The sequence below is a fragment of the Arthrobacter sp. 260 genome, assembly GCF_013116745.1.
Classification (GTDB): domain Bacteria; phylum Actinomycetota; class Actinomycetes; order Actinomycetales; family Micrococcaceae; genus Arthrobacter_D.
Genome location: NZ_JABFOE010000023.1, coordinates 12,354 through 38,483, shown reverse-complemented (window position 1 = coordinate 38,483; position 26,130 = coordinate 12,354). Strand labels below are relative to the sequence as shown.

The 26,130-nt window shown below is 66.3% G+C and carries 20 protein-coding genes; 13 read left to right on the top strand and 7 right to left on the bottom strand.

The features are described 5' to 3' along the window. Nucleotides 1–329: 329 nt before the first annotated feature. The gene (locus tag HMI57_RS17995) at nt 330–1,004 is read right to left on the bottom strand and encodes a TetR/AcrR family transcriptional regulator C-terminal domain-containing protein (RefSeq protein WP_171587364.1); all 675 of its coding nucleotides are present in this window, start codon (nt 1,002–1,004) and stop codon (nt 330–332) included. A gap of 123 nt (nt 1,005–1,127) precedes the next feature. Here HMI57_RS17995 and HMI57_RS17990 point away from each other — a divergent pair, with 123 nt between their 5' ends. From HMI57_RS17990 to HMI57_RS19650, 3 genes are all read left to right on the top strand, one after another. Further along, complete coding sequence (locus HMI57_RS17990; protein ID WP_346655272.1) at nt 1,128–2,171, top strand: NAD(P)-dependent alcohol dehydrogenase; 1,044 nt, start codon at nt 1,128–1,130, stop codon at nt 2,169–2,171. Nucleotides 2,172–2,266: 95 nt separating this feature from the next. Continuing rightward, on the top strand, nt 2,267–2,776 hold the full coding sequence (locus HMI57_RS17985) for a DUF6326 family protein (protein WP_171587363.1): 510 nt from the start codon (nt 2,267–2,269) through the stop codon (nt 2,774–2,776). A 50-nt stretch (nt 2,777–2,826) separates the two neighbouring features. Further along, nucleotides 2,827–3,630, top strand: coding sequence for a CPBP family intramembrane glutamic endopeptidase (locus HMI57_RS19650; RefSeq protein ID WP_216607689.1), 804 nt, complete (start codon nt 2,827–2,829; stop codon nt 3,628–3,630). Nucleotides 3,631–3,679: 49 nt separating this feature from the next. Here HMI57_RS19650 and HMI57_RS17975 read toward each other — a convergent pair whose 3' ends face one another. Then, nucleotides 3,680–7,135: a bifunctional proline dehydrogenase/L-glutamate gamma-semialdehyde dehydrogenase gene (locus HMI57_RS17975; protein ID WP_216607688.1), complete on the bottom strand. Its 3,456-nt coding sequence runs from the start codon at nt 7,133–7,135 to the stop codon at nt 3,680–3,682. A gap of 318 nt (nt 7,136–7,453) precedes the next feature. Between HMI57_RS17975 and leuS the strand changes: the two genes are divergently transcribed. The 5 genes from leuS (at nt 7,454) to holA (ending at nt 15,860) form a co-directional block, all read left to right on the top strand. Beyond that, entirely contained in the window at nt 7,454–9,952 is a 2,499-nt protein-coding gene (gene leuS / locus HMI57_RS17970; protein ID WP_346655271.1) for a leucine--tRNA ligase, read from the top strand. Nucleotides 9,953–9,955: 3 nt separating this feature from the next. Continuing rightward, nucleotides 9,956–11,038, top strand: a complete 1,083-nt coding sequence (locus HMI57_RS17965; protein ID WP_228721208.1) for a DegV family protein — start codon at nt 9,956–9,958, stop codon at nt 11,036–11,038. 72 nt (nt 11,039–11,110) lie between these two features. Further along, a complete protein-coding gene (locus HMI57_RS17960) occupies nt 11,111–12,034 on the top strand; it encodes a ComEA family DNA-binding protein (protein WP_171587362.1) in 924 nt (307 codons plus the stop codon). Nucleotides 12,035–12,059: 25 nt separating this feature from the next. After that, entirely contained in the window at nt 12,060–14,798 is a 2,739-nt protein-coding gene (locus HMI57_RS17955) for a ComEC/Rec2 family competence protein (RefSeq protein ID WP_171587361.1), read from the top strand. A gap of 96 nt (nt 14,799–14,894) precedes the next feature. After that, entirely contained in the window at nt 14,895–15,860 is a 966-nt protein-coding gene (gene holA, locus HMI57_RS17950) for a DNA polymerase III subunit delta (protein WP_171587366.1), read from the top strand. A gap of 160 nt (nt 15,861–16,020) precedes the next feature. On the opposite strand, the gene rpsT is transcribed toward holA, so the two are convergent. Further along, nucleotides 16,021–16,281 carry a 30S ribosomal protein S20 gene (gene rpsT / locus HMI57_RS17945; RefSeq protein WP_171587360.1) on the bottom strand — a complete coding sequence of 87 codons (261 nt, stop codon included), beginning with the start codon at nt 16,279–16,281 and terminating at the stop codon, nt 16,021–16,023. Nucleotides 16,282–16,536: 255 nt separating this feature from the next. Beyond that, nucleotides 16,537–17,034 carry a type II toxin-antitoxin system PemK/MazF family toxin gene (locus tag HMI57_RS17940; RefSeq protein ID WP_171587359.1) on the bottom strand — a complete coding sequence of 166 codons (498 nt, stop codon included), beginning with the start codon at nt 17,032–17,034 and terminating at the stop codon, nt 16,537–16,539. 185 nt (nt 17,035–17,219) lie between these two features. Here HMI57_RS17940 and lepA point away from each other — a divergent pair, with 185 nt between their 5' ends. Both lepA and hemW read left to right on the top strand, forming a co-directional pair. Beyond that, nucleotides 17,220–19,073: a translation elongation factor 4 gene (gene lepA / locus HMI57_RS17935; RefSeq protein WP_171587358.1), complete on the top strand. Its 1,854-nt coding sequence runs from the start codon at nt 17,220–17,222 to the stop codon at nt 19,071–19,073. A gap of 2 nt (nt 19,074–19,075) precedes the next feature. Next, on the top strand, nt 19,076–20,305 hold the full coding sequence (gene hemW, locus HMI57_RS17930; RefSeq protein WP_171587357.1) for a radical SAM family heme chaperone HemW: 1,230 nt from the start codon (nt 19,076–19,078) through the stop codon (nt 20,303–20,305). A gap of 49 nt (nt 20,306–20,354) precedes the next feature. On the opposite strand, the gene HMI57_RS17925 is transcribed toward hemW, so the two are convergent. Beyond that, nucleotides 20,355–20,786: a DUF4870 domain-containing protein gene (locus tag HMI57_RS17925; RefSeq protein ID WP_225668000.1), complete on the bottom strand. Its 432-nt coding sequence runs from the start codon at nt 20,784–20,786 to the stop codon at nt 20,355–20,357. Nucleotides 20,787–20,896: 110 nt separating this feature from the next. Continuing rightward, on the bottom strand, nt 20,897–21,742 hold the full coding sequence (locus tag HMI57_RS17920; protein WP_171587356.1) for a DUF3097 family protein: 846 nt from the start codon (nt 21,740–21,742) through the stop codon (nt 20,897–20,899). Between the two features lie 149 nt (nt 21,743–21,891). Here HMI57_RS17920 and hrcA point away from each other — a divergent pair, with 149 nt between their 5' ends. The 3 genes from hrcA (at nt 21,892) to HMI57_RS17905 (ending at nt 24,902) form a co-directional block, all read left to right on the top strand. After that, a complete protein-coding gene (gene hrcA, locus HMI57_RS17915) occupies nt 21,892–22,911 on the top strand; it encodes a heat-inducible transcriptional repressor HrcA (protein ID WP_171587355.1) in 1,020 nt (339 codons plus the stop codon). A 105-nt stretch (nt 22,912–23,016) separates the two neighbouring features. After that, the gene (dnaJ, locus tag HMI57_RS17910) at nt 23,017–24,144 is read left to right on the top strand and encodes a molecular chaperone DnaJ (RefSeq protein WP_171587354.1); all 1,128 of its coding nucleotides are present in this window, start codon (nt 23,017–23,019) and stop codon (nt 24,142–24,144) included. Nucleotides 24,145–24,146: 2 nt separating this feature from the next. After that, the gene (locus HMI57_RS17905) at nt 24,147–24,902 is read left to right on the top strand and encodes a 16S rRNA (uracil(1498)-N(3))-methyltransferase (protein ID WP_171587353.1); all 756 of its coding nucleotides are present in this window, start codon (nt 24,147–24,149) and stop codon (nt 24,900–24,902) included. A 10-nt stretch (nt 24,903–24,912) separates the two neighbouring features. Here HMI57_RS17905 and HMI57_RS17900 read toward each other — a convergent pair whose 3' ends face one another. Further along, complete coding sequence (locus tag HMI57_RS17900; RefSeq protein WP_171587352.1) at nt 24,913–25,884, bottom strand: GerMN domain-containing protein; 972 nt, start codon at nt 25,882–25,884, stop codon at nt 24,913–24,915. Nucleotides 25,885–26,130 lie beyond the last annotated feature (246 nt).

Below are 26,130 nucleotides of genomic sequence, written 5' to 3'. Positions count from 1 at the left end.
CACCAGCACTACACAAACTGGCTCAACGACCATTGACACCTATAGGAGCATCAAATTAAGGGGCAGGTCTGGGTGCTCAGAAAACTTTCTCAACAAATTTTCGGAGGCATGACAGAAGGAGGATTCCCGATGATATCTTCGCCTAGATAGGACAACACCAGCGTTCCCTCGAGCGCAGGTACATCGAGAATAGCCGCTCCGGATGCTGTCTCTCCGGGACCGATTGACTGCAGCAGGATGAACTTTTCTGGCAGGCAACCGTATGAATTTCCATACAGCATGCCGTTGAACGTGGTTCGGCCCGCTTGAAGCGACGTCCGCGAGCGTCGCTATGCGGGGTCTCTGAGGGGCTCGAGGGCGGCCAGGGCGAGGTCGAGGCCGAAGATGAACTCCTCCGCCGGGTCGTAGCCTGCAGTGACGAGCGCCGCAGCGGACTCGTTGAGATAGGGGAACTCGCCGGGAGGAAGCTGGGGCAGGTAGACGTCCTCGGCCATGTCCGCGAACTCGTCGGCCGTATCGAACGGCAGGTTGGCTTCCTGCAGGGCGTAACCGTAGACAACGCTGTCGAGCAGCCAGTTGGCGTGCGTCGCCATCAAGACCGAGAAACCCGCCCTCCGCAGGCAGGCGGTGACAGCCTCGCGGTGGCGGAGGTGCGCGGACCCCGGCGATGTCCGCGAGTCCATCAGGCCAATCGCCCACGGGTGGCGCGCGAAAACCTGCCGGGCGGATACCGAACTCCGTCGCATCGCCGACTGCCAATCGGTCCCTTCGGGAGGGAGCTCGATCTCCTCGAACACGATGTCAATCATGGCGTCCAGCAACTTCTCCCTGTTCGGCACGTAGTGGTAGAGGGACATAGCGCCCGCGCCGAGCTCACGGGCCAGCTGGCGCATGCTCAGCCCTTCGACCCCTTCGCGGTCGGCGAGCTTTATCGCCTCGGCCACCACCCGCTGCTTGGTCAGCCCTGCGTCTGACGTGACCTGGCGTTGTTCCCTCGCAGCCACGAGTCTCCTCACTTTCCGAAAAGCTTGACATTGGTACAGCGTACGCCCACACTCTATCGTACGACGTACGATAGTACGGTGTACGAACGCCGAAGGTCGGTGTTCGGACCCAAGGAGGCTGCTGTGGAAAATCAACAACGATCAAGTGCCGGAGCGCCCCCGGGGCCCGGGCCGGGTCTGGGCGGGGCGGCGACGATGCGGGCAGTCGTCCAGCACCACTACGGCCCTCCCTCGGTGCTCGAATCGTCCGAGGTCGGTATGCCGCTACCTGGTCGAGGCGATGTGCTCGTCCAGGTAGGCGCGGCCTCCGTGCACCCTGGCGACTACTTCGTCATGACCGGCGAGCCGTTCATGGTGCGCCTCGTGTACGGGCTCCGCCGGCCGCGCCACCGCATCCGGGGGATGGATCTCGCCGGTGTGGTGGCAGCTGTCGGGAAAGGCGTCACCAGCCTCCGGCCCGGCGACGAGGTGTTCGGCTGGAGCAGCGCTGGAGCGTTCGCGGAGTACGCCTGCGTCCCGGCGGACAACCTCGTGTCCGTGCCTGGCAACCTGTCGGTCGTCGAGGCAGCAACGGTGCCCACCTCGGCCATGACGGCGTTGCAGGCATTGCGCGAGGTCGCGAAGGTTCGACCGGGCCAGACCGTGCTGGTCACGGGTGCGTCAGGCGGCGTGGGCTCCTTCGCCGTGCAGATCGCCAAGGCGTTTGGTGCCGAGGTGACGGGTGTGTGCAGCACCAGCAATGTCGACTTGGTCCGGTCGCTCGGTGCCACCCACGTCATTGACTACACAAGGACCGACTTCACCCACAACGAGAAACGTTACGACGTCATCCTCGACAATGTGGAAGCCCAGCCCCTGGCGGCTGTCCGTCAAGTGCTCACACCCACCGGCACCCTGGTCCCCAACAGCGGACGAGGGGGCCGCTGGTTCGGCCCGCTCGGCCGGATCGTGAAGGCGCGTGTGCTGTCCAGTTTCACCCGGCAGCAGCTGAAGCCCTTCACCTCGATCGGGAAGCGTCAGGACCTGCTTACCCTTACTGACCTGCTCAGGACTGGGCAAGTCAAGCCCGTCATCGACCGGACCTACCGCCTGGACGAAGCGGCCGACGCCCTCCGCTATGTCGGAGCTGGCCATACCCGCGGGAAGGTCGTGATGACCGTTCGATGACCGGACCGACAAGTACGACCCAACACGTGCGTACGTCCCCCCCCACACCTACCGCCACTCCGGCGAACGAGCCGCGCCCCAAGAAGGAAAGACCAATGACCATCCAAACGAAAACCCCTAACCTGCTGGACAACCTTCCGATTCCCGTGCGCGCCAAGCTCTCGGCAGCCTGGACCAGCCTCATGTTCTTTGTCATTTACGTCGACTACTTCCACCTCTATCAACCCGGCGCCATCGATCAGATTAGGGGTGGCGTCATCTATGAGTTCGATATCAGCGGACCGTTGTTGACCATTTTCGTGGTGGTCATAGGGATCCCGGCGCTGATGATCCTGCTCTCCATGACGCTGTCCGCTCGTGTGAACCGCTCCACGAACCTCGTCGTGGCATCGCTCTATATCCCCATCATGGTGTTCAACGCGGCATCGACGGATTGGGAATGGGCCTCGTTCTACGCCCTCTCCATTGGAATCGAAGTGCTGATCCTGGTCTTCGTCCTGCGCTCCGCCTGGACCTGGCCCCGCACCGCACCGTCGGCGACCATGCAGACCATGCTGACCAGGCCGGACCATGAAGCCACCCGCGCCCAGTACCCAAAGAGCTGAGCACGAAAACTACAGGTGGCGCTACCGGCCCACCGGGAAGAAGTGAAACCGTGAGATCCTCCAGCCAGCCCGAGTCTGTCCGTCACCGCACGGCGTCCACGGCAACCGAGAATCGAATCCGACAACTCAGCCTCCCCGGGGTGATCGGCGTCTGGGCAGCAGGGGCTGGACCAATGGCCGTGCTGGCATGGGTGGTCGCACCGCTGCTGGCATCCAGCGCAGACTCGCCCCTGGCGCTCGCTCAGTTCCTCGTCATGCTCTTGACGGTAGGCATGGTCTGGCAGTTCGTGCTCGTCCTGCTTCTCGTCTACAGGGAACAGCGGACCTTGAGGTGGTCCGTGGTTCGGGATGTGCTCTGGCTACGGGCTCCGAGGAATCCCAAGACGGGCAGGCGCGGGGGTCGCATGTGGCTCGTCGTCCCGATCTTCGTCGTAGCGTTCGCCCTGGAAGAGTTCATTCCGTTCGGTATCGATGCCGTCGCGGGACGCGACCTGGGCGATTTCCTCAGTTCCTCCGACGGACAGGCGATGCTGTCCGGTTCTTGGCTGTGGCTGGGGATCCTGTTCGCCTTTTTCGTCTTCAATACCGTGCTGGGCGAGGAACTGCTCTTCCGGGGATACCTCTTGCCCCGCATGAACGGCGTCTTCGGGTCGCGCGACTGGATCGCTAACGGCGTCCTCTTCGCCGTCTATCATCTCCACGTCCCATGGGTCATCCCGATCACCCTGATCGACACGTTCATCCTGTCGCTTCCGTCTCGTCGGTATCGCAGCGCCCTCATCGGAATCATCACCCACAGCTCACAAAGCGTGTTCCTCTTCGCTCTGGTCCTGATGCTCTTCCTGACCCCGTAGCACTCCGATTGCCTTAGCGCACCAGGGCGGATATCCCCATTAAGACCGGTTAGTGGAGCACCGTGTGCGACACGCTGTCCGGGTTGCCGAACCGGTGCGCCGTGATAGACACCGCCTGCTCATGCAGGAACGGGAGCATCTCGATCCGGCCGGACTCGGTGACAGGTCCGGCGTAGATTGCCACATCAGGGTCGCCGTCGGTGGCCGCACACAGTTCCGAATAGCCGCCGCCAATCAGGCGGACCCGGCCCAGCGACGACGACGGCGCATGCTTGAGCCACGCGGCGTCGTCGTCCACTCCGTGCTCAACGTTGTGAGCCGACAGGACTGCGGTCAGCGCAGGCGGCAGGGAGTGAGCCGAAGAGACCCGCAGCGTTGCCCCGGCCCGCAGCCCGGCAGCGAGCACCCGAACCAGTGAAGCCAGTGTGCCGTCCTCGTTGAGCCGCACCGTTACCGTGCCCGGAATGTAGCGGAACTCGTTGCGTTCCACCCCGAGGTCCGACACATCGCGGTTCGCTCCGAACGACTTGACCCAGTGGCGCTGGTCGTCGGCGGTTGCTCGGGCCAGGAACCCCTGGTCGACGGCGGGAATATCGGCTGCGTGCAGCAGGTCCCGGACCGGTCCGCTCAGGGGAGCGTGAACATTCCCGGGGTGCAGCTCCACCGGCTTCCAGCTGCCGAGGTGCATCAGGTAGTTGGGTCCTCCAGCCTTGGCTCCCGGTCCAACAGCCGAACGCTTCCAGCCACCGAAGGGCTGGCGCTGAACGATTGCACCCGTGATGCCGCGGTTCACATACAGGTTGCCTGCCTGGACGGAATCGAGCCATAGCGCCAGCTCGTCGCTGTCCATGGTGTGGATGCCCGCCGTCAAACCGTAGGGGCTGGCATTTTGCCATTCGATGGCCTGCTTGAGGGAGTCTGCGTGCATGACTCCCAGGACCGGGCCGAAGAACTCGGTGAGGTGGAAGTAGCTGCCCGGCTTGACGCCTGTCCGGACGCCGGGGCTCCAGAGCCGGCCGGTGTCGTCGAGCTGCTTGGGCTTGACCAGCCAGGTCTCACCCTCGCCGAGGGTGGTGAGCGCGTCGCGCAGCTTCCCTTCGGCAGGCTCGATAACCGGGCCCATCTCGGTGGCTGCGTCCTCGGGGTAGCCCACCTTGAGGGAGGCGACGGCGTCGACCATCTGGTTGCGGAACCGCGCCGATTTCCCGGCCGACCCCACCAGAATCACCAGGGAAGCAGCCGAGCACTTCTGCCCGGCATGCCCGAACGCCGATTTCACGACGTCGGCGGCGGCCAGGTCCAGGTCGGAGCTGGGAGTGACGATCAGTGCGTTCTTGCCGCTGGTCTCGGCGAGCAGGGGAAGGTCATGGCGCCAGCTGCGGAACAGCTTCGCGGTGTCGTGGGCGCCGGTCAGGATGACCCGGTCCACCGACGGGTGCGAGATGAGGTGCTGCCCGACGGGGCCTTCCTCGACGTCGGCGAAGTGCAGGACCTCCCGGGGCACGCCTGCCTCCCACAGTGCCTCCACCAGCACCGCTGCACACCGCTTGGCCTGCGGTGCGGGCTTGACGACGACCGCGCTACCCGCCGCTAGCGGGGCGAGTGCCGAGCCGGCAGCGATAGCCACCGGGAAGTTCCACGGCGGCGTGACAACTGTCAGCCGTGCCGGTACGAACTCGGCGCCTTCCACCTGGTCCAGCTCCTCAGCGAGCAGCGCATAGTAGTTGGCGAAGTCGATCGCTTCGGAGATCTCGGGATCCGACTCTGCAACCGTCTTGCCTGTCTCGCTGGCAGCGACCTCCACCAGGTCGCCGCGGATCGCCGCCAACCGGGCGGCCGCACTGCGGAGCACTACGGCACGCTCGGCGCCCGACCGGGTAGACCAATCCGTCTGACCGGCGAGCGCCGCCGCAACGGTGCGGTCGACGTCGTCGTTCGTGGCGAGCCAGGAGGCCTTCACCAGGTCAACGCCAAGGGTCGATCCCGGAACACGTTCCAGGATTCCGGTGGCCCAGTCCCTGATCACTGGCAGGGACGGATCAGAGTCGGCCTGGTTCGCGAACTCGCCCGGGGCCGACGCAACGAAGCGGTCGGTGGTCTGGAAACGGTTCGGGCCGGGGACCGTGGTGTCCACGGCTGCCAGCGAATCGAGGAAGCGCTTCTTCTCCCGCTCGAACAACTGCGGGTTCTTGTTCAGCTCGAAGACGGCCGACATGAAGTTCTCCTGGCTGGCGTTCTCCTCCAGGCGGCGGATCAGGTAACTGATGGCGACGTCGAACTGCGCCGGGTGGACCACCGGCGTGTACAGCAGGAGCGAACCCACATCCTTCTTGATCTCCTCCGCCTGCTCCTCTGCCATGCCCAGGAGCATCTCGAACTCGATGCGATCCTCGACACCGCGGGCCAGGGCCAGCAGCCGCGCGAAGGCGATGTCGAACAGGTTGTGGCCGGCCACACCAATCCTGACCGCCTCGGCGTTCTCGGGACGCAGCGCCCAGTCGAGGCAGCGCTTGTAGTTGGTGTCGGTAGCCTCCTTGGAGGGCAGGGTGGCTGGTTCCCAGCCGTGCACCTTCGCGTCGACGAGCTCCATCGCCAGGTTGGCGCCCTTCACCAGCCGGACCTTGACGGCCGACCCGCCAGTGGCGCGGCGTTCGGTGGCCCACGCGGTGATGTCCTGCAGCGCGCCGAGGGCGTCGGGCAGGTAGGCCTGCAGCACGATCCCCGCTTCGAGGTGCACCAGGTCCTCCGTGTCGAGGATGCGCTTGAACACAGCGACCGTTAGGTCGAGGTCGTGGTACTCCTCCATGTCCAGGTTGATGAACTTCGGCGCGGGGGAGGACGCAGCCAACCGGTACAGGGGGAGCAGCCGGGCCGCGACCCGCTCGACGGTCTCGTGGAAGTCCCACAGGTTCATGGTGCTGACCACTGAGGACACCTTGATGGAGACGTAGTCGACGTCGTCGCGCGCGAGGAGCTTGGTGGTTCCGGCGAGCCGCGCGTCGGCCTCGTCGTTGCCGAGGACCGCCTCGCCCAGGAGGTTGATGTTCAGCCGGACCGATTCGCCGCGCAGCCCGGCGATGGCCTTCCCGAGTTTGTGGGGCCGCGCGTCGACGATGAGGTGGCCCACCATCTCCCGCAGCACCCGCTGCGCCACGGGCACCACGATGCCAGGCAGGGTCGGTGCCAGTGCGCCGCCGAGCTTCACGGCACCGCGCATGTACCAGGGGAGGAACGACGGCGCCTGCCGCGCCAGCTTCGCCAGGTTGCGGGCGGCGACGGCGTTGTCTTCAGGCCGGATCACCCGATCGACGAACCCGAGGGTGAACTGGAGTCCGGCGTCGTCCTTGAGGACCTCGGCGAGCAGCTGCGCCGATCGCGATCCGCGGGTGGCGACGGGTTCGGGACGGCGGGATTCATCCAGGTGCAGCCAGCGCCTCACCAGTGCGACGGCGTCGTCACCCAGGGTGGCGGGAAGGGGATCAACAGTGGGAAAGAGCTGTGTCATGCGATCGTGCCTCACAATGCGACGGGCCACTGCAATCGGATCCTGATCTCAGGTGGGTATTCCCCTTGCGGGGCCGGTGGCCGATCAGCCGGGGGCGCATTCCGCCTCGGCGCGGTCTGCGCGTCCCGTGGGCGCGCATACCAGAATTATCGTAACCCGCGTGGCGGGGTTGGGAACGCCAATCTGCGCTAGAGTGGATGCATGTCTGTAGTACAACTCCTTAGCTAGCCGCACGGACTACCGTGCGGCATGCCCCTCCTTGGACGAGGGGCTTTTGTGTGTCTAGGGGCAATTGATCAAGAGGACAGGGCAACGATAGTGAGCACGCAAGCCGACGCCGGGCAACCGGACGAGAACACCTACAGTTTCGCCGACATCGAAGCCCGATGGCCCGCGGAGTGGGACCGGCTCCAGCCGTTCAAGCCCGCCGACGACGGATCACGGGAACGCAGGTACGTGCTGGACATGTTCCCGTACCCGTCAGGTGACCTCCACATGGGGCACGCCGAGGCATTCGCGATGGGCGACGTCGTCGCGCGCTACTACCGTCAGCAGGGCTTCGACGTCCTGCACCCGATCGGCTGGGACTCGTTCGGACTGCCCGCCGAGAACGCCGCCATCCAGCGCAACGCCCACCCGTCGGAGTGGACCTACACGAACATCGAGACGCAGGCGAACTCGTTCAGGCGCTACGCGATCAGTGTCGACTGGTCGCGCCGGCTGCACACGTCCGATCCCGGCTACTACCAGTGGACCCAGTGGCTGTTCCTGCGGTTCTTCGAGAAGGGCCTGGCCTACCGCAAGGATTCGCCGGTCAACTGGTGCCCGAAGGACCAGACGGTGCTGGCCAACGAGCAGGTTGTCAACGGTGCCTGCGAGCGCTGCGGCACTCCCGTCACCAAGAAGAGCCTGAACCAGTGGTACTTCAAGATCACCGATTACGCTGACCGTTTGCTGGACGACATGGACCAGCTGCGGGGCCACTGGCCCGAGCGGGTCCTGGCGATGCAGCGTAACTGGATTGGCCGCTCCGAGGGAGCGCACGTCGACTTCGTCATCGAGGAGACCGACGGGAAGCCCGCCCAGAGCGTCCCGGTGTTCACCACCCGCCCCGACACGCTGCACGGCGCCACCTTCTTCGTGGTGGCCGCTGACGCGCCGCTGGCCCTGGACCTGGTCACCGAGTCCCACCGTGCCGAGCTGGAGGACTACCGGGATGGCATCAAGTCCCTGTCGGAGATCGAGCGTCAGTCCACCGAGCGCGAGAAGACCGGCGTGTTTACCGGCCGCTGGGCCATCAACCCGCTGAACGGCGAGAAGCTGCCCGTCTGGGCCGCCGACTATGTGCTGGCCGACTACGGCACCGGCGCCATCATGGCCGTGCCCGCGCACGATCAGCGCGACCTGGACTTCGCGAAGGCCTTCGACCTGCCCGTCAGGATGGTCGTGGACACCGGCGCCGAGGACCCGGCGGTATCCGGGATCGCGACCACCGGTGATGGCACGCTGGTGAACTCCGGTGAGCTGGACGGGCTGGGCAAGGACGAGGCGATCGCCCGCGCGATCAACCTGGTTGCCGAACACGGCACCGGCGAGCACACGGTCAACTACCGCCTGCGCGACTGGCTGCTGTCCCGGCAGCGGTTCTGGGGTACCCCCATCCCCATCATCCACTGCGCCATGTGTGGGGAGGTCCCTGTCCCTGACGACCAGCTGCCCGTGACGTTGCCGGAAGACCTGCGCGGCGGCGACCTGTCCCCGAAGGGCACGTCCCCGCTGGCCGCCGTCGAGGACTGGGTCAATGTGCCCTGCCCGCAGTGCGCCGGGCCCGCGAAGCGTGACACCGACACGATGGACACCTTCGTCGACTCGTCCTGGTACTTCCTGCGGTTCGCGTCGCCGGACACCACCGATGCACCGTTCGACACCGACGCCGTGAACCGGTGGCTGCCGGTCGGCCAGTACGTGGGCGGCGTCGAGCACGCGATCCTGCACCTGCTGTACAGCCGGTTCTTCACCAAGGTGCTGTACGACCTGGGCCTGATCGGTTTCACCGAGCCCTTCTCGGCTCTGCTGAACCAGGGACAGGTCCTCAACGGCGGCAAGGCCATGAGCAAGTCCCTCGGCAACGGTGTGGACCTGAGCCAGCAACTGGACAAGTTCGGCGTCGACGCCATTCGGCTCACCATGGTGTTCGCCTCCCCACCCGAGGACGACGTCGACTGGGCGGATGTTTCGCCGTCGGGCTCGTCGAAGTTCCTGGCCCGCGCCTGGCGCCTGGGCCAGGACGTCACGAGCGCGCCCGACGTCGACCCGACCACCGGCGACCGGGCGCTGCGGTCGGTGACCCACCGGACCGTTGCTGACAGTGCCGCGCTGCTGCAGGGCAACAAGTTCAACGTGGTCATTGCCCGCGTGATGGAACTGGTCAACGCCACCCGCAAGGCAATCGACTCGGGCGTCGGCGGCGCCGATCCCGCTGTTCGTGAAGCCACCGAGGCGGTCGCGATCATCCTGAGCCTGTTCGCGCCGTACACGGCCGAAGACCTGTGGAACCGGCTGGGGCATCCCGCCTCCGTTGCCACGGCTGGCTGGCCTATCGTGGACGAGACCCTGCTGGTGCAGGACACGGTGGTCGCTGTTGTCCAGGTGCAGGGCAAGGTCCGTGACCGGCTGGAAGTCTCCCCGGACATCACCGAGGATGCGCTGCGCGAACTGGCCCTGGCCAGCGAGCAGATCCAGAAGACCCTCGATGGCAGGGGAATCCGGACCGTCATCGTGCGGGCTCCCAAGCTGGTCAATATCGTTCCGGAGTAACCCATGCGGGCCGACAAAGCAGCGCAGCCTCCCGTAATACCGCTTCAAGCGGCGCAGGGCGATCCGGCGCAGCCTGAGGCGGAACGGGAAGCCTCAGCGCAGCCCAGGGCCAGCGCGGGGGCGTGGTATTCGATGCGGTGGCTCGAACGGCTCTGGGTCCGGCCGTCCGGATCACGGTCGGCAGCCGAGGCCAGTGCGGGGCCGCGAATCGCCGTCGTCACCGATTCGGCCGCTGCGCTCCCTCCAGAGTGGCTGGCCGCGGGCGGTGCCGCCCGTGGCGTCGTCGTCGTCCCCATGCCGGTGATGATCGCCGGCAGGATCTTCGGCGAAGGCACCGACGACCTCACCGGTCCGCTGTCGGTGGCGCTGGCGGAGGGCGCAGAGGTGCGCACCTCCAGGCCGTCGCCGGGTCAGTTCGAGAGCGTGTACCGGAAGCTTGAAGCCGAGGGTGTGACGGGGATTCTCTCGGTGCACCTCTCCGGTGACCTCTCCGGCACCGCCGACGCCGCGCGCTGGGCCGCCGCGGCCGTGTCTATCCCGGTGGAGGTGGTCGATTGCCGCACGGTCGGAATGGCGATGGGATTTGGTGTGGCGGCAGCGCAGGCTGGCGCGCGCGACGGACTCGACCTTGCGGGGGCTGCAGCGGTTGCCCAGGCGGTCTGCGACTCCTCGACGCTCCGCTTCCTGGTGCCCAGTCTCGAACAACTCCGCAAGGGTGGGCGGATTGGCGCCGCAGCGAGCATGCTGGGAACGTTGCTGTCGGTCAAACCGATTCTGAGCGTTCAGGACGGGCGCATCCTGCCACTTGAAAAGGTCAGATCCACCGCCAAGGCCACCGCCCGGCTGCTTGACCTGGTGGAGATGGACATCGCCGGCCGGCCCGATGCGGTTGTCGCTCTCCACTACTTCGGCAATCAGGCCCAGGTGCAGGAACTGACGACGAGCCTCCAGCAGCGCCACCCGGAGGTCCGCACCGTCCTGGCGCAGCTCCCCGCCGTCCTGGCCGCCCACACGGGGCTCGGGGTGATCGCGATCGCCGTCGCGGGGCGGATTGACGACGCCGAATCGTCCTCCACACCCGCCTGACTTCGCCTGCTCTTGTGCACATAGGCCGCCATCTTCAGGCCACCGCACGACGGCGAATCCTAGGCTTCACGCATGGCCAGACACCGCTGGGCCACCAGCGCTCCCTCGAGGGGCGGGTTCAGTTTCCCGCAGGACCGTGAGGGTCGGCAGGGAGACCCCGTCGCCTTCGACGATCGTGAACCTGACAGGGATGACGTCCACCCCTCCGATGATGAATCGCAACCGGGAGGGGAAGGCGTCCGAGAGCAGCCGGGGCGCGGACGCCAGTGGGCGGTCGGCCGCGGTGCTGCGCTAGTAGCGCTCGGTGTTGCCCTGTCGTTGGCCGTTGGCCTATTCCTATTGCGTGGCGGTGCCCCCTCGGAGGTGGCCTCGATCGCGTTGGATCACCCGACCACCGGACAGCAGGACGGTGAAGCTTCTGCGGAACTATCGGGTCCCACAGCTTCCGGCACTTCCACAGCGGCGGAGCGGGTGGGGTCAATTGATACCACTGCGTCGCCCGACGCGGCCGGCTCCGATCCCCAGCGGCTCATTGTGCACGTGGCGGGTGCGGTCAGCCGCCCGGGGATTGTCGAACTCGACGCCGGCTCCCGCGTGTTCGAGGCCCTGGAGCAGGCCGGGGGAGCGTTACCGGACGCCGATCTCGCAGCCATCAATCTGGCGTCCCCGGTCCAGGACGGCCTGCAGATCCGGGTGCCGCTGCAGGGCGAAACGCTTCCGCCGGTGGCCGCCGATGCGCCCCTTCCCGGACCCGGCAGCCCTGGCAGTCCCGACCCTTCGGCGACGGACCCACCAGGCCAGCCGGGACTCGTCAACATCAACACCGCCGACACCGCTGAACTCGAAACACTGCCGCGGATTGGACCGGTTCTCGCGGAACGCATCATTGAGTGGCGGACCGAACACGGCGGCTTCAGCAGTCCCGAGGATCTGGACGCGGTTCCCGGCATCGGCGAAGCGATGCTCGCCGCACTGGTCCCACTGGTGACGGTGTGAGCATCGCTCTGGCCAGAGCAGGATGATGAGCGCGCAACGACCCTGGACCAGGTATGTGCTGGCGGCCACCGACCCTGGCCCGCGGCCCGCTGCCAAGACGCGGATCGATGCTGACGCGCAGGCTGGCCCCGACGGGCATTCCACCCTCGGGAATGCCCGGCAGCGGAACCCGGATTCGAAGCGCGGACTCCTGTGGCGCGGGCCGGCCGCGGTCCTCGGACAGGTGACCGGAATGACTGCTGCACCCGGCCGGGACTCACGGGCGCGCCTGCCGGAGTCGCGCCACGGTGACTATCGCCTCCTGCCAGCTGCCGCGGCAGCCTGGGTCACTGCCGCCGCGGTGGTCCGGCTGAGCTCCTCCGCCGCGCTTGTCTGCGCGTTGGTTCTTACGGGACTGGCTGTGGGGTGGGGTCTCGGCTGCCTGACCTCCGGCTGGGTCAGGCGCGTTGCCAGGCTGGTTGTCCTGCCCTTCGCTGTCGCCGCGCTGGTCAGCCTGCCCGCCGCCGCCAGCATCGCGGCGCGCACTGCTGGCCCCGTCCCGGACGCTGTGCAGCGGCAGGCGTCAATCACCGCTGTCCTGGCAGCCAGCTCCGACGCGATGCTGATCAGCCCTGACCGCTACACGGGGAAGGACCGATACCTGGTCGAGGCCACGCTCAGCGGAGGTGTCCTCCATGGCGAATCGTTCCCCGCCGAAACACCGGTGGTGGTAATCGGTCCGGCCTCCTGGCAGCAGGTGGTCGCTTCCGACACGATCCGGACGGCGGGCCGCCTCTTGCCCACCGAACCCGGTGACCGGGCCATGGCTCTGCTGATCGCCCACTCCAGCCCCAGGGTCACCCCCCAGGAAGGACCTGCCACCTATCCGGCACAACTCCGAACCAACTTTGTGAGGATCGCAACGGAGGTAGGGGGACAGGACGGCCTGCTGCCCGGGATGGTGATCGGGGACCGTAGCGGCCTCGACCCGACCCTCGAACAGGACATGCAGACCACAGGACTCACCCATCTGACCGCTGTGAGCGGCGCCAACTGCACCTACCTGCTGGTCTTTGTTTTCCTCACTGTCCGTGCGCTCAGGGCGCCCCGCCTGGTGGCTGCCGTCCTCGGCATTGTTGCGCTGATCGGCTTCGTAATCCTGGTCCGGCCCGAACCAAGTGTGTTGCGCGCTGCGGTGATGGGCGGTCTCGGCGTGGTCGCGGTCCTGACGGGCCGGGGCAAGGTGCCCTTTGCGCTGCTCTTGCTCGCCGTCGTCGTGCTGCTCACCGCCGACCCGTGGCTGAACAACTCCTACGCCTTCATGCTGTCGGTCGCCGCAGCGGCCGGACTGATCCTGTTTGGTCCAGTCTTGGCGACAAGGCTCAGCAGTTTCATGCCGGTGGCCGCCGCCCAGGTGCTCGCCGTCCCGATCGCAGCGCAGCTCTGCTGCGCCCCGATCCTGACACTCCTGCAGCCAACGCTCCCGCTGTACTCACTTCCTGCCAACATTGCGGCCACCCCTGTGGTCCCCGTGGTCACCATTGTGGGAATGCTGGCAGTCGCCCTTGTCGCGATTGCCGAGCCCCTCGCCGTCCCCCTCGTAGTGGTGGCGGGGTGGGGCGCCGGCTGGGTGGGCTCGGTGGCGCGGTTCTTCGGCGCAGCTCCCGGCGCTGCGGTGCCGTGGGTGGGCGGCGCAGCCGGTGCAGTCCTGACCGGCGTGCTCTCGCTTGCCGTCATTGTGGCGGTGGTGTGGGGGCCGCGAGTCTGGTCAGCCCTTCGGCGCCGGGCACGACCGGGGACCGCCACCTCAACGGCGAGGGATGCGCCACGGTCCAGGGGCACGGCGGCAGCCTGGATTGCCGGGGGAGTCGCGATCGGCCTCGCAGCGGTCTTCCTCTGGCCGCTCCAGCGCGATGTCGGGAACCGGTGGCACCTGGCGGCCTGCGATGTCGGTCAGGGTGATGCTTTCGCTGTGCGGACCGGAGAACACAAGGTAATCCTGGTGGACACCGGTCCGGAGCCTGACGACGTCGACACCTGCCTGGACCGGCTATCGGTCACCACCGTTGAACTGCTGGTCCTCACCCACCTGCATGCCGATCACTATGGGGGCATCGAGGGGGTCTTCAGGGACCGGACCGTGGAGCGGGTTCTGTACTCAACGTCGGAACCCGTCCTTCCCGCAGAAGTGACTACCGCAGTGGTCAGCAATGCCCCCGATTTCGGTGACGAAGCTGACGTCGGCGCAAGCAGCGCTCCGCCCGGAAAGCTGACGGCGGGAATGAGCGGCTCGCACGGCGACGACGGGTATGCGCGGGTCAGTTGGACGGTGATCTGGCCGGAGCCGGGCGCCCGGCCCAACTCGGAGAACAACTCAAGCGCGGTTCTGGAAGTCACGATCGACACGCCCAGCGACGGCGGCATATCGGTCCTCCTGACCGGTGACCTCGAGGAGGACGGCGCGGCTGCCCTGCTGCTGGAGAACCCGGACCTTGTCGAACGGGGCGTGCAGATCCTCAAGGTGGCCCACCACGGTGCGCAGAATGGGGGTCTGGACCTCGCACGAGCGGTCCGTCCACGGTTGGCAATGATCTCTGCTGGCCGTGACAATGACTACGGTCACCCACATCCCAGCATCACCGCTGGCCTGTCTGCGGCGGGGATTGCCGTGGCCCGAACTGATGAGCTGGGCTCGTTTCTGGTCTCGATCCAGGACAACTCGTTGCGCGTCCGCCGACGCCGCGCCGTCCCGCTTTGCCGCAGCTGCGGCCCGTGGCACAGTTGAGCGTGGACACCGGTCCAGTCACTGAATCAATGCAGGAGCCACCACGTGAATTCCCGACCCACCGCAGCCCGCAGGGACAGTCCCGGGACCTCCGGGGTGCACTGGCGCGCTGTCACTCCTGCGCCGGTGGTGCTCCTCAGCGGACCGGAAATGTACGCCGCGGGCCAGGCCGTTGAACGGATCCGGCGAAGCCTCAAGGACGCCCGCCCCGATCTGGAAGTGGTGCAACTGGACGCCGGCAAGTACGAGGTGGGAGAGCTCACCCTGCACGGCAGTCCCTCCCTCTTCGGGGAGGCGAAGCTCATCGAAGTCACCGGGCTCGCGCAGATGAACGACGACTTCCTGCAGGACGCGCTCGGCTATCTCAGCGACCCAGCGCCCGACGTCGTGCTGGTGATGCACCACAGTGGTGGAAACCGCGGCAAGAAGCTGCTGGACGCCATCAAGGCGTCGGGAGCCACTGTGGTGGATTGCCAGCCGCTGAAGAAGGACTCGGACAAGACCGACTTCGTGGTCGAAGAGTTCCGGGCCGCGGGGCGGCGGATCGGCGGCGGTGCCCTCCGGGCTCTGGTGGCAGCCGTAGGATCCCAGCTGGCCGAACTGGCAGCAGCCTGCCAGCAGCTGATCTCCGACACCACCGGTGAAATTACCGAGGAGACGGTCGAGAAATACTATGGCGGCCGCGTGGAGGTCACCGGATTCAAGGTGGCCGATGCGGCCTTGGCGGGTAGGGGAGGGCAGGCCCTGTCGATGCTGCGCCACGCTCTGGCCACCGGCGCCGATCCGGTGCTCCTGACCGCGGCTCTGGCCATGAAGGTGCGTGCGGTGGCGAAGGTGCACCAGGTGCGGGGGAGCTCAGCCCAGCTGGCGAAGGAACTCGGCATGGCACCCTGGCAGGTAGACCAGGCCCGGCGGGACGCCCAGCGCTTCAGCTCCGAGGGGCTGGTGCAGTGCATCCAGGTGCTCGCTGAGGCGGACGCGCAGGTCAAGGGAGCCTCCCGAGACCCGGTCTACGCCGTCGAGCACGCCGTCACGACCATCGCCCTCGCCGGCCGCGGCTGACTTCAACCCCAGAGCCCCCACCCGGAACCGCCAGCACCATCCGCCGAGTGGTGAGGTAGGGCGACTCGGAGGGCGAGCTGAGCAGTGACAAGAGCGTTAAACGACAGATGGCCGGCCCGAAGGCCAGCCATCTGGAAATCGTCGAACGGTCCGGCTCTGGTTAGAGAGCGTTGACCTTCTTCGAGATCGCAGACTTGTGGTTCGCTGCGTTGTTCTTGTGCACGACACCCTTGCTGACAGCCTTGTCCAGCTTGCGGCTAGCCGACTGCATGAGGCTGGTAGCAGCCTCCTTGTCAGCTGAACCGATCGCAGTGTTGACAGCGCGGATGGCCGTCTTCAGCTCGGACTTAACCGAGTTGTTGCGCTGGCGCGCCTTCTCGTTGGTGAGAATGCGCTTTTTCTGGGACTTGATATTTGCCACGTATTAAAACTCTCTTTGTATTGCGGACTGGTCGTGAGGGTAATTCAGTTCAACCAATGACTGAGCGGCGTGGGGATACCGTGGACGATTGGACTAAAGTGCCCGTCGACCTGCTCGGACACACAGCTGTCTAGATTACCAGAGATGCGCTGAATAGTCCCGGCAGCGACCCGCTGCGCGCGCCGCCAACCTCGACAGTCCCTCCAACGAGCGCAGGCGGGTCACGCCTTACCCCGGCGACGGGTACGGGCGGGATCAGCTAAGTCGTGCAACAACCCGATCGAACGCTGCCCGGGGGAGGACCGCACCGATCCGACGTACGTCGGCCGGCGCCAGCTGGATGATGCGGTCGGTTCGCACCTCGCTGGGCCTGCCCTTGCGGTCCCACGGTCCCGCTCCGATGTCCACGTAGGCCTGGTCGGAGCTGTCCGCGCCATTCCTGTCGCGGCTGGTCAGCATCAGCCCGAGCAGCTTCTCGCCGTGTTTCCCGATCAGGAGGACCGGCCGGTCCTTGCCCTGCCGGTGGTCCTCCTCATAGGGAACCCACGCCCAGACGATCTCACCGGCGTCGGGCCGGTTGTCGGGGTTCGGCGCGTAGCTAACCCTGGGGGTGCCAGTGAAATCGCCCGGGTAGGCGGAAGGCACACGGTCGGAAGATGGAGCACGGTGGGGCTTGGCCTGTCGCGGCGGGGCCTGGAGCACCCTGACGGCGCGACGGGCAAACCGCAACAGTGAACTGGCGTCGAAGGGCATGCGCTCCAGAATACAGTTCAGCCGTCAGCTGCGGATTCCAGAGCATTCACCAGCTCATGGGAGACTGTTAACTCAGCTGGTGCAGGAAACCCGCGTACCAGCGAAGTTCACTTAGCTGGCGAACCAGGCCGTTGTCGTTATAACGGCCGCCGCGCAGCAGCCTTCGCAACAGTAAGGAATGTCCAGTGTCACCCAAGGCCCGCACTTCCCCAGTGCCCGCCGCCACTGATCCGGCGATCATCAGGAACTTCTGCATCATCGCGCACATCGATCATGGGAAGTCCACCCTGGCGGACCGGATGCTGCAGCTCACCGGAGTCGTTGAGCAGCGTGACATGAAGGCTCAGTACCTGGACCGCATGGACATTGAGCGCGAACGCGGCATCACCATCAAGTCCCAGGCCGTCCGGCTGCCGTGGGAGCTCGACGGCGTCAGCTACGCGCTGAACATGATCGACACCCCGGGCCACGTCGACTTCACCTACGAGGTGTCCCGGTCCCTGGCTGCCTGCGAAGGCGCAATCCTGCTCGTCGACGCCGCGCAGGGCATCGAGGCCCAGACCCTCGCCAACCTCTACCTCGCGATGGAAAACAACCTCACCATCATCCCGGTGCTGAACAAGATTGACCTCCCGGCGGCGCAGCCCGAGAAGTACGCTGCCGAACTGGCGAGCCTGATCGGCGGCGAACCCGAGGACGTCCTGCGGGTGTCCGGCAAGACCGGCATGGGCGTGGAGGCCCTCCTGGACCAGATTGTCCGTGACCTCCCGCCGCCCGTTGGCGACCCCGACGCACCGGCCCGCGCCATGATCTTCGACTCCGTCTATGACACCTACCGCGGCGTGGTCACCTACGTCCGCGTGGTGGACGGTATGTTGCATCCCCGCGAGCGGATTCAGATGATGTCCACCCGCGCGAGCCACGAGCTGCTTGAGATCGGCGTCAGCTCGCCCGAGCCAACCCCGTCGAAGGGGCTCGGCGTCGGCGAGGTGGGCTACCTCATCACCGGGGTGAAGGACGTCCGCCTGTCCAAGGTCGGCGACACCGTCACCAACCTCGCCAAGCCCGCCACGGAGTCCCTGCCCGGCTACGCCGACGCGAAACCGATGGTCTTCTCGGGCCTGTACCCGCTGGATGGCACCGACTACCCGGTGCTCAGGGATGCGCTGGAGAAGCTGATGCTCAACGACGCTGCGCTGGTGTACGAGCCGGAGACCTCAGCTGCACTCGGGTTCGGGTTCCGGGTCGGTTTCCTCGGCCTCCTGCACCTGGAGATCACCCGCGAACGGCTCGAACGCGAGCACAACCTGAATCTGATCTCCACCGCACCCAACGTGGAATACCAGGTGACGCTTGAGGACAAGAAGCTCATCCACGTCACCAACCCCAGCGAGTACCCCACCGGGAAGATCGCCGAGGTCCGCGAGCCAATGGTCGCGGCGACGATCCTGGCACCGACCGAGTTTGTGGGCGCCATCATGGAACTGTGCCAGAGCCGGCGCGGCGTGATGGGCGGCATGGACTACCTCTCCGAAGACCGGGTGGAAATCCGGTACCGGCTGCCCCTGGCCGAGATCGTCTTCGACTTCTTCGACATCCTCAAGTCCCGCACCCGTGGTTACGGTTCGCTGGACTGGAAGGCCGACGGCGACCAGGCCGCCGACCTGGTCAAGGTCGACATCATGCTGCAGGGCGAACAGGTCGACGCTTTCTCGGCCATCACCCACCGCGACAAGGCCTACGCCTACGGCGTGATGATGACCGGCAAGCTGCGCGAGCTCATTCCCCGCCAGCAATTCGAGGTTCCCATCCAGGCCGCTATTGGCTCACGGATCATCGCCCGCGAAAGCATCAGGGCCATCCGCAAGGACGTCCTTGCAAAGTGCTACGGCGGCGACATCACCCGTAAGCGCAAACTGCTCGAGAAGCAGAAGGAAGGCAAGAAGCGGATGAAGATGGTGGGACGGGTAGAAGTTCCCCAGGAAGCCTTCATTGCTGCCCTCACCACTGACGAATCCAAGGACAAGGTCAAGAAGTAGCAATGCCCAGTGCCCTCCCTCTTGGCCTGCCCTCGCCGGAGGACGGCCTGCTACCGGAACAGGCTGCGGTCGGCAGCGCCGAGCGCAAGCTGGGGCTTTACGTCCACATTCCGTTCTGCGCTGTGCGGTGCGGGTACTGCGACTTCAATACCTACACCGCGACCGAGTTGGGCGGCGGCGCGTCCCAGGACCGGTACGCGGCGACGGTCAGCGCTGAACTGGACCTTGCCGGCCGCGTCCTGACCGAGTCGGGCACTGCTGCGCGGCCCCTGTCGACGGTCTTCTTCGGCGGCGGCACCCCCACCCTGCTCCCTGCCGAGGACCTCGCGTCGGTGCTGCGGACCGCCGTCGGGCACTGGGGGCTAGCCCCCGGCGCCGAGGTGACCACCGAGGCGAACCCCGACTCGGTCACCCCCGAATCGCTTGCAGTGCTGGCCGAGGCAGGCTTCACCCGGGTGTCCTTCGGGATGCAGTCGGCGGTGCCCCACGTCCTAGAAGTGCTGGACCGCACCCACTCGCCCGAGCGGGTGCCGTTGGCCGTCCAATGGGCCCGGGATGCCGGGCTGCGCGTCAGCCTGGACCTCATCTACGGCACACCAGGGGAGAGTGCAGCGGACTGGCAGCGGTCCCTCGACGCAGCCCTGTCCTACGGGCCGGACCACGTCTCCGCCTATGCGCTGATTATCGAGGATGGCACCAAGCTTGCCGCGCGGATCCGCCGGGGCCAGGTGCCCGACATCGACGACGACGACCATGCCGAGAAGTACGCCCTGGCCGAGCAGGCCATGGCCGCCGCCGGGCTGAGCTGGTACGAGGTCAGCAACTGGGCGCGCACTCCCGAGGACGAGTGCCGCCACAACCTTGCCTACTGGCGGGGCGACGATTGGTGGGGTGCCGGTCCCGGCGCCCACTCACATGTGGGGGGTGTGCGGTGGTGGAACGTGAAGCATCCCACCGCCTACGCACAGCGGCTGTCCACGGGCGTATCGCCGGCTGCGGGCAGGGAAATTCTCGACGACGACACCCGGTACGTTGAGGACGTGATGCTCCGCGCCAGGCTTCGCGAGGGTCTGCCTACCAGTGCTCTGCGTCCGGAAGGCCGCCTGGCGGTGGCCGGGCTGATCGCCGATTCGCTGGTGGATCCGGCCGCCGCGTTCGGTGGGACCATTACCCTGACTGCCAGCGGCCGGCTGCTCGCCGACGCGGTGGTCCGCAGGTTGCTACCCGACTGACTGATTGACCGGCGCGCTTCCCGCCGACCGGCAGTGCCGGAATACTTGCCTACTTGAAGAGTCGGAGGTTCACCGTGTAACGGTAGGGCCGGCCGCGGTTGACCTGGATCCCGGCAACTACCGACGACAGCGCGATGGCCACCCAGATCAGTGCATTGACGACGGCGAACAGACCGCCAACCGTGGGCAGCAGGGACAGCAGCCAGGCCGCAAACGCGAGCAGCGTTGGCGGGAAGGTGAAGTTGAATGCCTCCCGCGCCTCCTGTGCGGTGAACGGGCCGCGGTCCTTGAAGATGAGCAGGATCAGCAGTGAAGGAATGAACCCCAGGATTCCGCCGAAGTGTGCCAGGGTTGCCCACTGCCGGTCTTCGGACGCGGTCAGGGGCAGCGCATTCGCCGGGACGCCCTCAAATGCGGACGAGGGCTGGCCGTGGCCCTCCGCGGATCCGTGCTGCTTGGGCTGGTCGGCGGGGTTAGACAACTGGACATCCTTCATTGCTTTCGGGGCCGCCGGGGCAGGGGCCTTCCTCACTAGAGTACGTCGTTGCCCAGTAATCCTGCACTGCGGATCGGTCGCCCCGACCGGAAATCCTAAGGATCGGTCAGGAAGTCAATCACTTCCTCGACCCGCCCCAGCAGTGACGGTTCCAGGTCGGCATAGCTGGTGACGCAGCCGAGCAGGCGCTTCCAGCCGTGCGCGATGGCTGCCTTGTCGGAGTTGGGCCACCCGAGCCCCGCCAGGATGCCGGTCTTCCAGTCCTGGCCCCGCGGCACCACCGGCCAGGCGGTCAATCCGACGGCTGCGGGCTTGATGGCCTGCCACACGTCTACATAGGGGTGTCCGACGATGAGAACGTTGGCGGCGGCCCCCGGGACCTTCATGGCCTCTTGTGCGATGCGCTGCTCCTTGGATCCGGTGACCAGGTGGTCGACGAGGATGCCAAGCCGTCGATGGGGTCCGGGGGCGAAGGCCCGGATCATCCCGGCGAGGTCATCGACTCCGTGAAGCGGCTCAACGACGATACCCTCGAGGCGCAGGTCATCACCCCACACCTTCTCGATGAGTTCGGCGTCATGCTGGCCTTCGACCCAGATCCGGCTGGCGCGGGCTGTGCGCGCCCGGGCTCCGTCCACCTTCACGGATCCCGACGCCGTCACCCGGCGCGCGGGAGCGGCCGGCGCCACCGCTGGGGCGACGATCTCAACGGGCGAACCATCCACATGGAAACCGAACCCGAGGCGGAAGGTCTTGAGCCTGCCGCGGCGGTCCTCCAACACCATGACGTGCATGCCACCGGATTTCTCCACCCGGACCACCGCGCCGACGTAGCCGCTCTGGACGTCTTCCAGGACCAGCCCAGCGCTGACCGGAATCTTGGGGAGGGGGCCACTGCGGGGAGCCGAAATGTCCTGTGCTCCCCATTCGTAACTGGACATCGTCTTACTCGCTTCCCGGCTCACCGCTGGACAGTCCGGCCAGGGATTTCAATGCTAACAATTCATCGGAAAGTACTAGACTTGGCACTTGGGCGTGTCGAGTGCCAGATCCGTTGGAAGAGTCAAGGAACCATGTTCGGAGGTGAAAAGTGAGCGAACCACGCCGACTGGAAGTCCTGCGCGCCATCGTCGAGGACTATGTGCATTCCCGGGAGCCTGTTGGATCGAAGGCCCTGGTGGAGCGGCATCAACTGGGTGTCTCATCGGCCACCATCCGCAACGATATGGCGGTGCTGGAGGAAGAGGGGCTGATCACGGCGCCCCACACCAGTTCCGGCCGGATCCCCACCGACAAGGGCTATCGCCTCTTTGTCGACCAGATTTCCGAGGTCAAGCCGTTGTCCGCGCCAGAGAAACGCGCCATCCAGACGCTGCTGGAGGGAGCTGAGGATCTCGATGACGTGATGGACCGCACCGTCCGGTTGCTGTCCCATCTCACCAACCAGGTGGCAGTGGTGCAGTACCCCCATCTGGGGAACGCCGCCGTCCGGCACCTCGAGTTCGTCCTGCTGGCGCCAAACCAGGTGCTGGTGGTCCTGATCGCCACGAACGGCACCGTACAGCAGCGTGTGGTGCCCCTGCCCCTGCCCGAGCCCGTCCCCGAGAACAGCCTCGCCGAACTCCGGCAGCATTTCCTCGGCTCGGTGGCCGGGACGAAGCTGACGTTTCTCCCGCAGGAACTGGCGCTGGCTGTGGCAGCGCTGCCGTTTCAGCAGCGCAGGGCCGGCACTGTCCTGGCGCGGACCCTCGAGCAGCTCGCCGGGATCAACCGCGAAGACCGGATTGTGATGGCAGGTACAGCCAACCTTGCCCGATCCACCGTAGACTTTCCCCTGAGCATCGGCCCCGTGCTGGAAGCACTTGAGGAACAGGTGGTCATGCTCCGCCTCCTCTCCGAAATGAAACACGATGCATTTGGCGTGTCGGTGCGGATCGGGCGGGAAAACCCCCACGGAGGCCTCGCCGAAGCATCGGTGATTGCCACCGGGTACGGCCCCGACTCGTTGGCGAAAGTGGGAGTCCTCGGACCTACCCGGATGGACTATCCCACGTCGATGTCGGCGGTACGCGCGGTGGCCCGCTATCTGTCCCGGATCCTGACGGACTAGCCGGGCACCCGACACGCAGGAACTTTGAAGGCAAGAACCGAACCTTTCGAAGGTGGGGCGCTTTTGCCCCACCTCGACCAGTGACACAGGAAGTGAAGTGCAGGAGTGAGTAATCACTATGAAGTCCTCGGTGTGAACCGCGATGCGAGCGGCGAGGAGATCAAGAAGGCCTATCGCAAGCTAGCGCGGAAACTTCACCCGGACGTCAATACGGGGCCGGACGCGTCGGAGGAGTTCAAGCTGGTCACCCGCGCCTACGAGGTGCTGTCCGACCCACAGAAGCGCCGGGTGTATGACACCACGGGCAACGAGAACGGGACCGATAACGGTTTCGGTGGCGGACACGCCGGCCCGGGCTTTGCGTTCCAGGACATCTTCGAGACCTTCTTCGGCGGCGGCGGACCCAGCGGACCGCCGTCGCGCACCCGCCGGGGTCAGGACGCGCTCATTGCGGTCCGCATCGACCTGGTCGACGCCGTGTTCGGGATCAACAAGAAGATCGACGTCGACACCGCAGCGGTCTGCCCCACCTGTGACGGTTCCTGCTGCCAGTCCGGCACCTCGCCGCGGACCTGCGACATCTGTGGTGGATCAGGCCAGGTACAGCGGGCCGTCCGGTCCATTCTGGGCCAGGTCATGACCAGCGCCACCTGTGGCACCTGCCAGGGCTTCGGCACAGTAATCCCCAACCCTTGCCACGAATGCAACGGCGACGGCCGGGTCCGCAGCCGCCGCAGCCTCACCATCAAGGTGCCGGCGGGTGTCTCCACCGGGACCCGTATCCAGCTCGGCGGCCAAGGCGAAGCCGGCATGGCCGGCGGGCCGCAGGGTGACCTGTATGTGGAAATCCGGGTCAACCCGGACCCCACGTTCCTCCGCGAGGGAGACGACCTGCACGTCACCCTCAGCGTCCCCATGACCGCTGCCGCCCTCGGTACCACCCTGAACTTCGCCTCGTTCGACGGCGACCAGGAGCTGGGTATCAAGGCGGGTACCCAGTCGGGTGAGATCGTGACTCTGCGCGGGCTGGGAGTGACCCACCTGCGCGGTTACGGGCGCGGCGACCTCAAGGTGCACCTGAACGTCGAAACCCCCCGCAACGTCGACCAGGCGCAGGAGGAACTGCTGCGCAAGCTTGCCGAACTACGCGGCGAAGAGTTCGTTGAGGGACAGCTGGCCAGCAACGGCTCAGGGGTCTTTGCGAAGCTGCGAGAGCGGCTGGGTAACCTCTAGGCGTGAGCAACGCACTGTACTTCGGCGACCCCAACGCCGTCTCCGCCGCCGTTCCCGGGTCCCGCTTCGTCCTGACCGGTCCGGAGGCGCGCCACGCCGCGACGGTGAAACGGGTCACCGTGGGCGAGGCCATCGATGTCGCCGATGGGCGCGGACGCAGGCTCACGGGGACCGTCGCCGAGAGCGGCGGCCAGAGTGTCACCCTTGACGTCAGCACTGTCGAGGACGAGCCGGCCCCCGCCACGACGCTGGTCCTCGTCCAGGCACTGGCCAAGGGGGACCGCGACCTCCAGGCGGTTGAGGCCGCCACCGAGCTGGGCGTGGATGCCGTGCTGCCCTGGCAGGCAGACCGCAGCATTGTCCGCTGGCGTGCCGAGAAGGCCGTCAAGGGGCAGCAGAAATGGGAGTCCACCGTCTGGGGTGCTGGTAAGCAGTCGCGTCGGGCGCGGCTCCCCGAGGTGCACAGCCTGCATGACAGCAGGTCCCTCGCCGGCTGGTTGGCGGGCGTGGACCTGGCGCTGATTCTGCACGAGGAAGCCGTGGACGGGCTGGGAACGTTCCTCAGGCCAGCTGACGGTGCCGTGCCCGGCACTGTCGCGATCGTCGTAGGGCCGGAAGGCGGAATCAGCGCCGCCGAACTGGAGTTGTTCACCTCGAACGGGGCCCATGCGGTGCGAATGGGAGACCATGTGTTGCGTTCCTCCACCGCCGGTCCAGCCGCGCTGGCGGTGCTGAACCAGCTGCTCGGCCGCTGGTAGCGGCGCCCCTCTAGTCCAGGTCGAAGCGCTTGGTGTCAGCGTTGAGTTCCTTATTGTCCTGATCCGGGTTGTCCTGGTCAGCCGCGGGGCGGTCAAAGACGGTTACCTCGTATTCACCCGGCTCCAGGGCGACGGTGAATTCGAAGAGGCCGGGGGAGCCCGGGCGCTCATCCAGCCCCACGGTCCCGCTTCGGTGCGGCTTGAGGTCGGCGCCGACCACCTCATCGATCCGCCAGTACAGCACGGCGTCGTCGGAGACACCGCTGCCGGATACGGTGATTTCTGGCTGGTCGCGAACCTCGCCATGCTGCGGCTCGATCACCCAGATTGGGGCCATCAGCGCCGTGTCACGCTGCATTTGGCCGCCCAATTCGATGTGACCAAAGGCGTTGAACCCGGTCTCCCCGTCGACCAGGATCACCACGCTGCTGGGATCGCCGCCGGACACGAGCCCCGAGCTGGCGGCAGCCGCGGTGGCTGTGTAGACGAGCTGCTGCACCGCACGGTACGCGGAGCCCTCATCGATCCGCGTGCCGAACGCATCACGGGACATGTCGACGGTGATGATGTTGCCGGGAGAAATTGACGCGCTGACTGTGCCGGCCGGTGACCACGGGCCGAAGTAATCAGGATCCAGGGGTGCGCTGGTGGTCATGGCCTGCACCGCCGCGGCGATCGGATCCCCGCCCTGCTCACCCTTGAGGAACTCGCGGTACAGCAGGATGCTGCCGTTGTTGTCGCCCATCCAGTAGACGGGAAGCAGGTTGCCGCCGGTGGCTGTGGCGGGTGGGACCGCCGAGTGGGGGACCGACGTCGGGCCCGTCACGGTGCTCGCCTGTGCGGGAAGGGACGTTGCGGCGTCGGTGCCGTCCACCGGGGTGCAGCCGGTCAGGCCAAGACCCGCCAGCGAGAGCAGTGCCGTCGCCGTCAGGGCCCGCCCCCGTCCGCGCCGATGATCGCCAGGCTGAAAGGACCACTCCATCTGCGTCCTGTCCTTTCCCTGTGCCGCGCATCCATGTTGAAGGTCGTCGCCCGCGGTAGTGCGCTGGAGCAACGTCTTCCAGCTTTACATACGCCCACCGGGCCCAGATGGGGTGTAGCCAAGTCGTCACAGGACTGAGACAGTATTGAAACCGTGCCGTTGCCCGGTAGTGACCAACTGCTTCCTGAGCACGCCAATGGGCCACCGATCCGGCGGATCAGCCAGGAGTGGAAACTCCTCGGGAGG